This window comes from Sandarakinorhabdus cyanobacteriorum, assembly GCF_002251755.1.
Lineage (GTDB): Bacteria > Pseudomonadota > Alphaproteobacteria > Sphingomonadales > Sphingomonadaceae > Sandarakinorhabdus > Sandarakinorhabdus cyanobacteriorum.
In genome coordinates, this window is the sequence record NZ_NOXT01000092.1 from 1 (window position 1) to 425 (window position 425).

Annotated in this window: 1 pseudogene; it reads right to left on the reverse strand. The window is 65.6% G+C overall.

The annotated features are described in order from the left end of the window. Positions 1–425: pseudogene (locus CHU93_RS05300) on the reverse strand (transposase); the annotation flags it as partial.

Genomic DNA, 425 nt, shown 5'->3' on the forward strand with positions numbered 1-425 from the left:
CCCTCTGGCTCTGGCGCAGTCGCTTGCCTTCAGGGCAGATGTAGCTGTCATCCTCATGGTCGTAGCTGAAGGCCGAGCGCTCGAAGGTGTCATCGCGGCGGGCGGACTTGTCGAACACCGGGATGTGCGGCTCGATGCCGCGCTCCNCACCAGCCATGACAGGTTCTTCGCATCGCCATAACCGGTGTCGCCCACGAGCCGCTCAGGCCACAGACCAAAGCGCTCCTGTGTTCTGTCGATCATGCGGCGCTGGGCGGTCACCTCGGCCTGACGGATGGCGGTGGTCGCCTCGACATCGACGATCACCGCATGCTGAAGATCGATCAGGTAGTTGGTGGCATAGGCGAAGAAGGCGCGCTCGCGGCTTGCCGCAGTCCAGCGCGCGGCCGGATCGGCGACCGCCAACTGCTTGGGCGGCACGGGAG